Origin of the sequence: Pseudomonas pisciculturae (assembly GCF_015461805.1) — a bacterium.
Classification (GTDB): Bacteria; Pseudomonadota; Gammaproteobacteria; order Pseudomonadales; family Pseudomonadaceae; genus Aquipseudomonas; species Aquipseudomonas pisciculturae.
Window position 1 is genome coordinate 495,543 of sequence record NZ_JACVZE010000001.1, and the last position, 12,247, is coordinate 507,789.

General features: G+C 61.2%; 12 protein-coding genes. 11 read left to right on the plus strand and 1 reads right to left on the minus strand.

From position 1 onward, the window contains the following. The first annotated feature begins 115 nt into the window (after positions 1-115). The 5 genes from ICY20_RS02195 (at position 116) to ICY20_RS02215 (ending at position 3,718) form a co-directional block, all read left to right on the plus strand. A complete protein-coding gene (locus ICY20_RS02195) occupies positions 116-1,135 on the plus strand; it encodes an alpha/beta fold hydrolase (protein ID WP_194936839.1) in 1,020 nt (339 codons plus the stop codon). Positions 1,136-1,189: 54 nt separating this feature from the next. Beyond that, complete coding sequence (locus ICY20_RS02200; protein ID WP_159956799.1) at positions 1,190-1,843, plus strand: DsbA family oxidoreductase; 654 nt, start codon at positions 1,190-1,192, stop codon at positions 1,841-1,843. Between the two features lie 188 nt (positions 1,844-2,031). Beyond that, positions 2,032-2,952, plus strand: a complete 921-nt coding sequence (locus ICY20_RS02205) for an arginase family protein (protein WP_194936840.1) — start codon at positions 2,032-2,034, stop codon at positions 2,950-2,952. After that, positions 2,949-3,329, plus strand: coding sequence for a DMT family transporter (locus ICY20_RS02210; RefSeq protein WP_194936841.1), 381 nt, complete (start codon positions 2,949-2,951; stop codon positions 3,327-3,329). Before ICY20_RS02205 ends, ICY20_RS02210 begins: the two co-directional genes overlap by 4 nt. Next, positions 3,326-3,718, plus strand: a complete 393-nt coding sequence (locus ICY20_RS02215; protein ID WP_159956793.1) for an EamA family transporter — start codon at positions 3,326-3,328, stop codon at positions 3,716-3,718. Before ICY20_RS02210 ends, ICY20_RS02215 begins: the two co-directional genes overlap by 4 nt. Before the next feature lie 134 nt (positions 3,719-3,852). Here ICY20_RS02215 and ICY20_RS02220 read toward each other — a convergent pair whose 3' ends face one another. Beyond that, positions 3,853-4,623, minus strand: coding sequence for a MipA/OmpV family protein (locus ICY20_RS02220; RefSeq protein ID WP_194936842.1), 771 nt, complete (start codon positions 4,621-4,623; stop codon positions 3,853-3,855). A gap of 216 nt (positions 4,624-4,839) precedes the next feature. On the opposite strand from ICY20_RS02220, the gene ICY20_RS02225 reads away from it, so the two are divergent. From ICY20_RS02225 to ICY20_RS02250, 6 genes are all read left to right on the plus strand, one after another. After that, positions 4,840-5,544, plus strand: a complete 705-nt coding sequence (locus ICY20_RS02225) for an MtnX-like HAD-IB family phosphatase (protein WP_194936843.1) — start codon at positions 4,840-4,842, stop codon at positions 5,542-5,544. Beyond that, complete coding sequence (locus ICY20_RS02230; protein WP_159956787.1) at positions 5,537-6,931, plus strand: aspartate aminotransferase family protein; 1,395 nt, start codon at positions 5,537-5,539, stop codon at positions 6,929-6,931. The genes ICY20_RS02225 and ICY20_RS02230 overlap by 8 nt, the downstream gene beginning before the upstream one ends. Next, complete coding sequence (locus tag ICY20_RS02235; RefSeq protein ID WP_194936844.1) at positions 6,928-7,839, plus strand: alpha/beta hydrolase; 912 nt, start codon at positions 6,928-6,930, stop codon at positions 7,837-7,839. Before ICY20_RS02230 ends, ICY20_RS02235 begins: the two co-directional genes overlap by 4 nt. 79 nt (positions 7,840-7,918) lie before the next feature. Beyond that, positions 7,919-9,043, plus strand: coding sequence for a GNAT family N-acetyltransferase (locus tag ICY20_RS02240; protein ID WP_159956785.1), 1,125 nt, complete (start codon positions 7,919-7,921; stop codon positions 9,041-9,043). Further along, on the plus strand, positions 9,043-10,812 hold the full coding sequence (locus ICY20_RS02245) for a sensor histidine kinase (RefSeq protein WP_194936845.1): 1,770 nt from the start codon (positions 9,043-9,045) through the stop codon (positions 10,810-10,812). Before ICY20_RS02240 ends, ICY20_RS02245 begins: the two co-directional genes overlap by 1 nt. Continuing rightward, complete coding sequence (locus ICY20_RS02250; protein WP_159956781.1) at positions 10,802-12,199, plus strand: sigma-54-dependent transcriptional regulator; 1,398 nt, start codon at positions 10,802-10,804, stop codon at positions 12,197-12,199. Before ICY20_RS02245 ends, ICY20_RS02250 begins: the two co-directional genes overlap by 11 nt. Positions 12,200-12,247: the final 48 nt, after the last annotated feature.

Here is a 12,247-nt window from a genome sequence, read left to right on the forward strand (position 1 = left end):
TTAGCGAGCCGACCGTTGAGCGGCATTCATGAAACTGTCACGCAAGTGTGGCAGCGCGCTCGTACAAACTTCATCAGACTCGCGCTCTACTGGGGTTCTGCGTTTCGGTGTTTTCATGCGTGCGTTGTTTTTACTGGCCGCTCTACTGTTCGGCCTGCCGTCCTTTGCGGCTTCTCGATGTGATGTCAATGTCCCGACTCAAACGGTCGACCTGGCTCAGGTGAGCATTGCCTACCAGAGCATTGGCCGTGCGTCCGACCCTGCCTTGCTGCTGGTGATGGGCCTGGGCGGGCAGTTGATCCACTGGCCGGATGAAGTGGTGGTCGCGTTATGTGAGCAGGGTTTTCGGGTGATCCGCTATGACAACCGCGACGTCGGCCTGTCCATCTGGCGCCAGGCGCCGGCAAACGCCAACCTGACCTTTGAAGTGCTGCGTTACAAGCTTGGCCTGCCCGTGGCGGCCCCTTACACGCTGACCGACATGGCCGATGACGCCATCGGGTTGATGGACGCGTTGCAGATCCGGCAATTCCACGTGCTGGGTGTGAGCATGGGCGGCATGATCGCCCAGCATCTGGCGGCCATGGCGCCGCAGCGCGTAGAAAGCCTGACATTGATCATGACCAGCTCCGGGGCCGAAGGCCTGCCGGCACCGAATGCGGCGCTGGTGCAATTGTTGTCGCGACGCAGCGCGCCCAACCGTGAAGTCGCATTGGAACAACAGGCCGACCTGTTGGCGGCACTGGGCAGCCCGAATGTGCAGGATGATCGCCAGGCACTGCTGCACCAAGCGGCACTGTCCTACGACCGCGCCTTCAACCCCGAAGGCGTGAAGCGCCAGATCATGGCGATTCTTGCCGAACCGAGCCGCGTACCCTTACTCAACCAACTGCGAGTACCAACGCTGGTTGTACACGGCACTGCCGACCCGTTGCTGCCGGTGATGCACGGCGTGCACCTGGCGGCGCATATCCAGGGCAGTGAGTTGAGGCTGATTCCGGGCATGGCCCATCGTTTTCAGGAGGCGTTCAAGGCGCCGCTGCTGACGGCGGTGCTGCCGTATCTGCAAGCCCATCGTGAAGACGCGGCGCACTGGGCGCAGATTGACTTGGGCGAGCCTTCGAAGCTGCTGTGACATTGGTGTATCGTGCAACCTTTGCGGCGCATTAATGCAGCGAGGTTGCCCACCATGAGTACTCCCCTGAAAATCGATTTCGTCAGCGACGTGTCCTGCCCCTGGTGCATCATCGGCCTGCGCGGCTTGACCGACGCCCTCGACCAGCTGGGCGCCGAAGTACAGGCCGAGATCCATTTCCAGCCGTTCGAGCTGAACCCGAACATGCCCGCCGAAGGTCAGAACATCGTCGAGCACATCACTGAAAAATACGGCTCCAGCGCCGAAGAATCCCAAGCCAACCGTGCGCGCATCCGCGACATGGGCGCCGAGCTGGGCTTTGCCTTTCGTACCGATGGCCAGAGCCGTATCTACAACACCTTTGATGCCCATCGCCTGTTGCATTGGGCGGGTTTGGAAGGCTTGCAGTACAACCTCAAGGAAGCGCTGTTCAAGGCTTACTTCACTGATGGCCAAGACCCTTCCGACCACGCGACCCTGGCGATCATTGCCGAGGGCGTCGGCCTGGATATCAAGCGCGCGGCCCAGATTCTGGCTTCGGATGAATACGCCGCCGAGGTGCGTGAGCAGGAGCAACTGTGGGTATCCCGTGGCGTGACGTCGGTGCCGACCATTGTGTTCAACGATCAATACGCCGTGAGCGGTGGCCAGCCGGCCGAGGCGTTTGTGGGCGCGATTCGGCAGATTATCAACGAGTCCAAAAACTAAAGCCGAACACGGTTCAAAATGTGGGAGGGGGCTTGCTCCCGATGGCCGAGTGTCAGTCACTGTATTTGTTGACTGGCCCACCGCTATCGGGAGCAAGCCCCCTCCCACTTTTGTTTCTCATTGGTCTTGAGATAACTGCTGGCCCAGCCCTTGCATTGACCCCCTAAAGCCTTAGGGGGAACACTGCCTTGAACATCCTAGACCTCGACCACAGCCTCACCTGCCAGGCACCCATTGCCCGGCGTTTGGCCAGCGGCCGGGCCACGCGCATCGACCTGCTGGACCTAGGCCCGAAGCTGCGCCTGTGGTCCACCGAAAAAACCTGGAAGTCCTTCGCCGAGCGCCTGGCCCAACGGCCCCGACCCGTGGATGCGCGGCCAGAGATCCTGTTTGTCGGCTCCGGTGACTACCACCACCTCACGCCGGCCTTTCTCGCCGACCTCAAAGAACCCATCAGCCTGATCCACTTCGACAACCACCCCGACTGGGTGCGCTTTGCGCCCAAGCGCCACTGTGGCTCGTGGGTCAACCGCGCGTTGAAAATGCCGGCGATCAAACGCATCGTCACCCTTGGGCCCTGCAGCGACGACCTGCACAACCCGCAACTGCGTGGTGGCAACCTGGCCGCCCTCAAACGCGGGCAGTTGCAGCTGTTTCCCTGGCAGCACCCACCGTCGAAAGTCTGGGGCAGGGTAGGGGACGGTGCCGGCCACCGGCAGCAGGAAAATCATCTGCACTGGCGCAATTTGGCCGAGCTGGACTGGGCGCAGTTTCTCGACGAGATGATCGCCAGCCTGCCCACCGAAGCCATCTGGATCACCCTCGACAAAGACGTACTCGCCAGCGAAGACGCGGCCACCAACTGGGACCAGGGCGGCATGCGCCTGAGCCACTTGCTGCAAGCCTTGCGGGCGTTGGCGGCGGGTAAGCGCATCATCGGCATCGACGTGTGCGGCGAGTTCGCAACGCCCGCGTTCAGCAACGCGTTCAAGCGCTGGGAGGCCAAGTCTGACCAACCGCCGCCCGAGCGCTGGAGCGCGGAGGATTTGCAGCGCAATGCGGCCACCAATGAAGCCTTGATTGACCTGTTTGAGGAGCTGTTCCCGTGATGTTGACCGTCGTATTGCTGGTGGCGTTTTCCATCGTGCTCGATGTGATTGGCCAGTTGTGTTTCAAGCTTGGCCTGGACCGTTTGCCGGAGCTGGAGGGGGGCTTTCGACTGAATGCGTTCTGGGGCCAGGTGTTTAATGCGCCGTTGCTGTGGGCGGGCATCGGCGCCTATGTGATTGAGTTTTTTGTGTGGCTCGAAGCCTTGTCCCGCGCGCCGCTGAGTCTGCTGTTCCCGGCGGCTGCGCTGGCGTATTGCGGGGTGGTGCTGGCGGGCAAGGTAGTGCTTGGGGAAACGATCAGCCGCCGCCGTTGGGCGGGCACGCTGGTGATTACCTTGGGGGTGATGGTGGTGGCGATTGCGGGGAGTCAGGCATGAATGCGCACACGTGGTTGCATGGGCGCTTGGGCACTGTGGTGCTGTGGGCCTTGTTGATCTGCACCGAGAGCGCCGGGCAGTTGTTTACCAAGGTAGCCGGGGATCAATTGGGGCAGGTGGATTTCGACTGGCAGTGGCTGGGGGAGGTGGCCCGTAACCCTGGGATACTCGCCGCGATTGCCTGCTACATCAGCGCGTTTTTCGTGTGGATGCTGATCCTGCGGCGCAGCAGTTTATCCCTGGCATTCCCGCTGAGTTCGCTGGTGTTTGTGGTGGTGTTGCTGGGCTCGTGGCTGGGGCTGGGGGAGCATATCAGCCCGCTGCATTGGGTGGGGGTGGTGGTGATTATCGGCGGCATTGCGCTGTTGGCTGAGGGCGAAGAGAACTGAACAACCTGCTATGAAATGCAGACCCCTGTGGGAGCTGGCTTGCCTGCGATAGCGGTGGATCAGTCATTGCTGTACTGACTGATCCACCGCTATCGCAGGCAAGCCAGCTCCCACATTTTTTGCTCTGTGGTGAGTCAGTTGAATGTGTAGCTGATCGCCGTTTGCACCTGACCCTGATTCACATCGCCGGCCTGCTTGACGATGCTGCTATCGGCGGCTGAACCCACCAGGCGCACCCAACTGGCACTGGTCAGCAACGACCATTTGGGCGCCAGGGGAAACTCAAAGCTCTGGGTCAACGTAACGTTCTGGAAACCGCCGCTGGCGTTGTACGCCCCAATACCCGAAGCCGCAGATTCATTGGCGTCTACCCCGAAATACGTCTGGGTCTGGCGCGCATCGGCGAAGTTCGCCGCCAGGCCGCTGCTGCCGATAATCCCGCCACCCAGCGGGTACCCGAGTTCACCGCCGACCTTGCCCAGCGCACCGCTCTGCGAATGCCCTCCACCAACGGCCTGGCCCACCCGCGCATACACGCGCCAAAAGTCGGCCGGGGCGTACTGGATGAAACCGCCGACTTCGGCCATGTCCGACACATTGCGCAGCCCTTGTAACGCGCCGTTCGAGGTGCGCCCCTGCAAGTAATTGAGGTAGGGGCCGGCGGTAAAGCCGTTGCTGTTCAGCGCGCTCCAGGTCAGGCCGTCATCGGTGCTCAGGCTGACAGCGCCCCAGTCCAGGTCCACATAGGGCACGGGCCGTGTTTCGTAGCGGCTGCCGGTCGAGTCATGGGGTTGGTAGCTGACGCCCGCACCGACTTCACCGGTGATCGGCGCTGCCAGCGCGGTGTTGCAATAGCCCCATAGCCCAAGCAACCCGGCGAATACAGCTGAAGTGACGTTGCGCATGGAGCGGTTTCCTTCTCGTGACATACGCGCATGAACGCGCGAAGCGCACCGCTGGCGCAAGCACTCATGTTGTTTGTAGCAAGCTACAAAAATTGTAGCTTGCGCGACACATTTGCCACCGCAAGCCCAGCCCCGCTGGGCGCTGGCCACTTGGCACACTCCCTGCTCTACCCCTTGTGCAAGCGCATGCAGCGCGCTCCTCCAAGGTAAACAACGATGATCCACTGGCATATCGTGTGTGACTTCGACGGGACCATTACCCCCACCGATGTCATCGACAACGTCCTCCAACGCTTCGCCGGCCCCGAATGGGAAACCATCGAGCAGCAATGGCTGGATGGGCATATCGGTTCCCGCGAATGCCTGAGCCGCCAACTGGCGCTGATCAAGGCCACGCCGGCCGAACTGTTGGCGTACTTCGACAGCGTCGAGATCGACCCGGACTTTCCCGACTTCGTCGATCACGTCATGGGCCTGGGCGCCAGCATCGAAGTGGTCAGTGACGGCATCGAGCAAGGCATCGCCCGCATCCTGTCGCGCAACTACGTGACGTTGCTGCCGATCCTCGCCAACCGCTTGCGCCAGGTTGACCAGAACAGCTGGCGCATCGACTTCCCGTATTCCAGCGATGCCTGCCGTGCCGCCTCGGGCAACTGCAAGTGCAAGTCCACGCCGCGCAACAAGCGCGTGCTGGTGATTGGCGACGGCAAGTCCGACATGTGCGTGGCCTCCACCGCCGACTTCGTGTTCGCCAAGGGCAGCCTCGCCGACTACTGCGTCGCCAACAACATTGCTCATGCACGCTTCGACACGTTTGCCGAAGTGCCTGCCTTGCTGGCACTGCTCCCTCAAGGCATCGCCGCCAACGCCACCACCTTCAACACCTCTTCCGACAATCAGGAACTCTTCCACCATGTCTGATATCCGCATTGCTACCGCCGAAGACCAGATCCTTCTCGATAAAGAAGCCAAATACTGCTCGTACGGCGACACCGTTCACTACATTGAGCCGCCACGTATTTTCAGCCGTTGCGAAGGCTCCTACGTGTGGGACACCGAAGACCAGGCCTACCTCGACCTGCAAATGTGGTACTCGGCCGTCAACTTCGGCTACGCCAACCCGCGCTTGAACAACGCGTTGAAACAGCAGATCGACACCCTGCCGCAAATTGCCAGCCAGTACCTGCACAAGGGCAAGATCGAGCTGTCGGAAATGATCGCCGTGGACGCCAAGAACAAGTTCGGCCTCGACGGTCGTGTGCACTTCAACGTCGGCGGTTCGCAGTCCATCGAAGACTCCCTGAAGGTGGTGCGTAACGCTACCAACGGCAAGAGCCTGATGTTTGCCTTCGAAGGTGGTTACCACGGCCGTACGCTCGGCGCGTCATCGATCACCTCCAGCTACCGCTACCGTCGCCGCTACGGCCACTTTGGCGAGCGTGCGCAGTTCATCCCGTTCCCGTACCACTTCCGTGGCCCTAAAGGCATGACCAAGGAAGAATACGGCAGCCATTGCGTGCAGCAATTCGCCCGTCTGTTCGAGACCGAATACAACGGCGTGTGGGACCCGAAAGTCGGCTCCAGCGAATACGCCGCGTTTTACGTCGAGCCGATCCAGGGCACCGGTGGTTATGTGATCCCGCCGATGAACTTCTACCGCGAGCTCAAGCATGTGCTGGACCAGCACGGCATCCTGATGGTGTCGGATGAAATCCAGATGGGCTTCTACCGCACCGGCAAACTGTGGTCGATCGAGCACTTTGATGTACAACCTGACGTAATCGTGTTCGGCAAGGCACTGACCAACGGCCTCAACCCACTGGGCGGCATCTGGGCGCGTGAAGAGTTGATCAACCCGAAAATCTTCCCGCCAGGCTCGACCCACTCCACTTTCGCCTCCAACCCGTTGGGCACGGCGGTGGGCCTGGAAATGTTCAAGATGACCAGTGAAGTCGACTACGGCGCGATGGTCATGGCCAAGGGCAAATACTTCCTCGAAGGCTTGCAGGATTTGCAGAAGCGCTTCCCTATCATCGGCGACGTCGACGGCCTGGGCCTGGCGCTGCGCTGCGAAATCTGCGGGCCGGACGGCTTCACCCCAGACAAGGCGACCCTGGACTACATGGTCGAAGAGGGCATGAAAGGCGATATGGTAGTGGACGGCCAGAAACTCGGGCTGATCCTCGACGTGGGCGGTTACTACAAAAACGTGATCACCCTCGCACCGTCCCTGGAAATCAGCTACCCGGAGATCGACCTGGGCCTGAAGTTGCTGGAGCAACTGCTGGTGCGGGCGACCACACGGTGAAGCCGGCAGAGATCGACCTCGGTGAAGGTGATGCCGGTTTCGTTCTCGGTGAAGGTCCGGTCGGGGTCTTGTTGATCCACGGCCTGACCGGCACCCCAACGGAATTGCGCCAGGTCGCCAAAGGCCTGGCCAAGGCGGGCAACTGCACGGTGTACGTGCCCACCCTGGTCGGGCATTGCGGCGACAACAGCGACCTGCAGGCCACCGGCTGGCGCGACTGGTACGAGGGCGTGCGCAAGACCTTCGTGCAGATCAAGCAGCGGCATGCGCAGGTGTTTGTCGGCGGCTTGTCCATGGGCGCGGTGATGTCGATGTACCTGGCGTCGGAGCATCCGGGCCAGGTCGCCGGGTTGTTGATGTACTCCACCACGCTGAAGTACGACGGCTGGAGCATCCACAAAATGGCGTTCATCACGCCGTTGCTGATCCGTATTCCGTTTGGCGTGCGGCTGTTTCGGTTTACCGAAAAACCGCCCTACGGCATCAAGAACGAACGCTTGCGTGCCATCGTTGAGCGGCAGATGAAAGAGGGCGAAAGCAGCGAAGCGGGCTTGCTGACGATGGAAGGCGTGACCGTGCGTGAATTGCACTGGATGAACGCCGTGGTCAAGAAACGCATGCCGTCGATCCACGTACCGGCGCTGGTGCTGCATTCCATCGAGGACGACATCACCAGCCGCTGGAACGCTGACTATGTGGAACGCCACCTCGGCGGGCCGGTGACCAAGATCCTGTTGGACAACTGCTACCACATGATCACGGTCGACCTGCAATACCGGCGGGTTATAGAGCTCAGCGCCGAATTCATCGAGCAGCACGCTGCACCTACAGACGACCCCGTGTTGTGGCGAGGGAGCTTGCTCCCGCTGGGCAGCGAAGCTGCCCTGAAACCGGCCACCTCCTTTTAGCAGGAAAAACTTAGTGTTGATGATGGGGCTGCTTCGCAGCCCAGCGGGAGCAAGCTCCCTCGCCACAAAGGGATTCGATGTGATTACGACGCAAGCCTTTGCGACTATTAGGGCCATCCAGCGCAGTGCCTGGAACGACTTCTTCCCCGGTGCCCTGGAGGACTGGGACTATTACGTCGCCGTGGAACACGCCGCCATCGCTGATTTCCAGTGGCGTTACCTGGCGGTCTACGAGGATGGATCGCTGGTGGCCGTGGCCGCCGCATTCATCACCCATTACCGCCTCGATACCACGGTGTCGGGCGCCGGCAAGCGTTGGACCGAACGGGTGGAGCGAGTGTGGCCGGGGCTTTTGCAGTTGGGGCTGTATGCTCTCGGTTCTCCGGTAGCCGAACGCTGCGATGCAGGCTTCGCCAGCCATGTGCCCGAGGCGCGTCGCCCGTTGTTGCTCAAGCATTTGCTCACCGCCGCACGCCAGGATGCCGATGACTTCGGTATCGGCCTGGTGGCGATCAAGGATGCGCCGAGCAACGATCCACACTGGCGCGACAGTTGCCGCGCAGCGGGTTTTCAACAGATGCCGAGCCTGCCTACGGGTATTCTGCCGTTGCCCTACGGCTCGGTGGACGCCTACCTCGGTTCACTGGGCAAATCCACCCGCAAGGACCTGCGCCGCAAATTGCGTGCGCCAGGGCCTCGGGTAGAGTGGCGGCGCAACATCGACGACGTACTGCCCGAAATCATGCGCCTGTACGAAGCCACGCTGACCCGCGCCGAGTTGCAATTCGAACGCTTGCCTGCCGGCTATTTCACCGGCGTGCTCGAACGCCTTGCAGAGCGCGCCGCCTGTGTTCTTTACTGGGTAGACGAGCAACTGGTGGCGTTCAACCTGGTGCTGGTGGACGAACACCGCCTGGTGGACAAGTTTTTCGGGCATGACGTCGCGTTCACCCGCGACTACAACCTGTACTTTCGCAGTTGGCTGACCAATGTCGACTACTGTATTGAACACAATATTGCGCTGTACGAGTGCGGGCAGGCCGGGTATGCCAGTAAGCTGCGCCTGGGCTGCGAGTTTCGGGGCAACCGTGTGTATTTCCGCCACCGCAACCGGCTGGTCAACGGCCTGCTCATGCTTGTAAAACTGTTTATTCGACCGGACCGCTCCGACCCTGCCATGGCTGCTGCGATAAGCGAAACCTGATGATCACCAAGACCCGCCAGAAAGCCCGTCCGTTTGCCATTTCGCGTTGGAGCGTCCAGCGCAAGCTGGTGTTGGCGTTCTGGTTGGTCAGCGTGATTCCCACCATGATCGCGGCGGAGCTGGCGGCGACCACGCTGTCGCAGATCTTCGACAGCAACGTGCGCATCTGGCTGCAAGAGTCGACCAAGATCGTCAAGGACGAGATCGGTGACATCCTTCACGACAACGCGCGCATGGCTAAATTGTTCCTGCGCTACACCAGCCCGCCATCCAGCAAGACCGCCGCCAGGCACGACCGGCTCACCAGCGACATTGCCGATGCCACCGACATCGACGTGGTGGCGCTGATTCGCGTAAGCGATCACAAAACCGTGTTCAGCACGGCCTCCGACGATATCGTCAACCAGATCAGCCTCACCAGTAAGGCGGTGTTGCAGACCGTGCAGGTGGCGGGTGTGAGCACCGGCATCGTGGTCTCCACCTTCGAAACCACCCAGGATGGCGTGGATTACTTGCTGCTGGTGGCCACCTACCTGGACAGCAGTTTCCTCACCAGCGTGGCCGATGTGCACTCCCTCGACCTGCGCCTGTACCTGGCCAACCCTGACGGTTTCTCAGAAATTTTCTCGACCCAGCGCTTTGAGGATCACCCCTCGCGCATCCCTAAAAACATCGAAACCCTGATGCGCAGCACCAAGCAGCCCAGCGAGCAGTTCACCAATAACTACAGCGGGTTGTACTGGCCGATCTTCAGCGACGCCGGCGACCTGCAAGGCGTGATTTTCAGCGGCCTGCTGCGTCACACCAGCCTGGTGGGGTTGGTGAATCAGAGCAATTTGTTCGTGTTGATCTTCCTGGTCAGCTCGGCGCTGTCGCTGGCGGCCGGGGTGTTGGTGTCGCGGCGCTTGACCAAGCCGCTGCGGGATTTGTCCCAGGGCGTGAGCGCGGTGATTTCCGGCAATTACGCGCACCGCGTGCAGGTCAGCGGCGGCGACGAGCTGGCGCAGTTGAGCAGCACGTTCAACCACATGACCGAGCGCCTGGGGGAGTTGCATCACCTCGAAGCCCAGTTGCGCCGGCGTGACCGCCTGCATGCCCTGGGGGAAGTCGCCATGGGCCTGGCCCACGAGATCCGCAACCCGCTGGGCATCATCAAGACCGCCACGCAGTTGCTGCACCGCCGTGCTGACCTGGCGCAAACCGACAAGCGTCACCTGGAATACGTGATCAGCGAAGTCAGCCGCATCAACGAGTTGATCACCGAATTTCTAGATTTTGCCAAGCCCAACCCGCCGTTGCGGGTGTTGCTGCCGGCCCGTCCATTGGTGGATGAGCTCCTCGGCTTCTGCGCACCGGAGCTCGCCACTCACACCATCGATGCGGTGATTGATGACCAGGCGCCGGGCGCGATGATCTACGCCGATGCCAAGCAGCTCAAGCAGGCTTGCCTAAACCTGATCCTCAACGCCATTGACGCGATGCCCGAAGGCGGGCGCCTGACCTTGGGCATTCGCAGCGTGGATGACAACACCCTGATCAGCATCGCCGATACCGGCCAGGGCATCCCGGCCGAGATGATCGAACGCATCTTCACCCCGTTCGTCACCACCAAGGCTTCGGGTACGGGGTTGGGCCTGGCCAAAGTTTATTCAATCATGGAAAGTCACGACGGCCGCATCGAATGCACCAGCGAAAAAGATGCCGGTGCCACCTTCAGCCTGTACATTCCGGCGAGTGGCGAAGACGACGAGGACAGTCATGACGCATAACATTCTGGTAGTCGACGACGAACCCAAACTCTGCGACCTGCTGGCTTCGGCCCTGGGCCAGAACAACGTCCAGGTGTTTATCGCCGGCAATGGCCTGCACGCCCTCAAAGTGCTGGAGCAGGAAGACATCGACCTGGTCATCAGCGACTGGCGCATGCCCGGCATGGACGGGCCGGCGCTGCTGGCCGAGATCAAGGTGCGCTACCCCCAGGTGCCGGTGATCGTGATGACCGCCTACAGCACCGTGAAAAACGCCGTGCAGTCGATGCGCAACGGCGCCTACGACTACATCGCCAAACCGTTCGATATCGACGAGCTGGACATCACCGTGGCCAAGGCCCTGCAGTTTCGCGACATCCTGCGTGACAACGCCCGCCTGCGTGCCGAGCTGGATGAGCATGCGCAGTTCGACAGCCTGGTGGGCGACAGCCCGGCGTTTCGCAGCGTGCTGCAAGCGGTGGACTCGGTACGCGACAGCGCCGCCACCATCCTGCTCACCGGTGAGAGCGGCACTGGCAAGGAAATGGTCGCCCGTGCCATCCACAAGCACGGCAGCCGTGCCGACCAGCCTTTCGTGGCGGTGAACTGTGCGGCGATTCCCGAAGGGCTGCTTGAAAGCGAAATGTTCGGCCATCGCAAGGGCGCGTTTACCGGCGCGGTGGCGGACCGGGTAGGGCGCTTTCAGCAGGCAGACAAAGGCACATTGTTTCTGGATGAAGTGGGCGATATGCCCTTGGCGTTGCAGGCCAAGATCCTGCGGGCGTTGCAAGAGCGCGTAATCGAACCGGTGGGCGACCCCCGCGAACGCAAGGTGGATGTGCGGGTGATCGCTGCCACCAACAAGAACTTGCTGGAGGCGGTGGCCAACAAGGAGTTTCGCGAAGACCTGTATTACCGCCTTAACGTGTTCCCGATCCCCTTGCCGGCCTTGCGCGAGCGCGTTGAAGACATCGCGCCGCTGGCTCGTCACTTCGCCCACACGCTGAGTGCCACTGCGGGTAAACGCATTACAGGGTTCAGTGCCGAGGCGTTGCAGGCGATGGCGGCGTATCACTGGCCGGGCAATATTCGCGAGCTGCAAAATTGTGTGGAGCGGGCGACGATTGTGGCGGCAACGCCGGTGATCGAGGATATCGATTTGCCGGGGTATCTGTTTGCGTCCAAGCCGAGCGAGGGCGGGGTGACGGCGATCCTCAGCGATGGGCCGGGCGTTCCCCAGGACCTGGATGCGGCGCTGGCGGAGGTGGAGAAGGCGTACATATTGGCGGCGTTGCAGGAGAGTAATGGGGTGCAGGCTGCCGCGGCGCAAAAGATCGGGATTTCCGAGAGGAGCTTCTGGTATCGCCTTAAGAAGCTGGGCATTCAAGTCGACAAAATAGTCCGCTGACACAACTGAGATCAAAATGTGGGAGGGGGCTTGCCCCCGATAGCGGTG

What these genes read in the sequence shown, in the direction of transcription:
- ICY20_RS02225 (WP_194936843.1), top strand. Translation starts at nt 4,840, where the DNA reads ATGATCCACTGGCATATCGTGTGTGACTTCGACGGGACCATTACCCCC.
- ICY20_RS02220 (WP_194936842.1), bottom strand. Translation starts at nt 4,623, where the DNA reads ATGCGCAACGTCACTTCAGCTGTATTCGCCGGGTTGCTTGGGCTATGG.
- ICY20_RS02200 (WP_159956799.1), top strand. Translation starts at nt 1,190, where the DNA reads ATGAGTACTCCCCTGAAAATCGATTTCGTCAGCGACGTGTCCTGCCCC.
- ICY20_RS02250 (WP_159956781.1), top strand. Translation starts at nt 10,802, where the DNA reads ATGACGCATAACATTCTGGTAGTCGACGACGAACCCAAACTCTGCGAC.
- ICY20_RS02195 (WP_194936839.1), top strand. Translation starts at nt 116, where the DNA reads ATGCGTGCGTTGTTTTTACTGGCCGCTCTACTGTTCGGCCTGCCGTCC.
- ICY20_RS02230 (WP_159956787.1), top strand. Translation starts at nt 5,537, where the DNA reads ATGTCTGATATCCGCATTGCTACCGCCGAAGACCAGATCCTTCTCGAT.
- ICY20_RS02245 (WP_194936845.1), top strand. Translation starts at nt 9,043, where the DNA reads ATGATCACCAAGACCCGCCAGAAAGCCCGTCCGTTTGCCATTTCGCGT.
- ICY20_RS02215 (WP_159956793.1), top strand. Translation starts at nt 3,326, where the DNA reads ATGAATGCGCACACGTGGTTGCATGGGCGCTTGGGCACTGTGGTGCTG.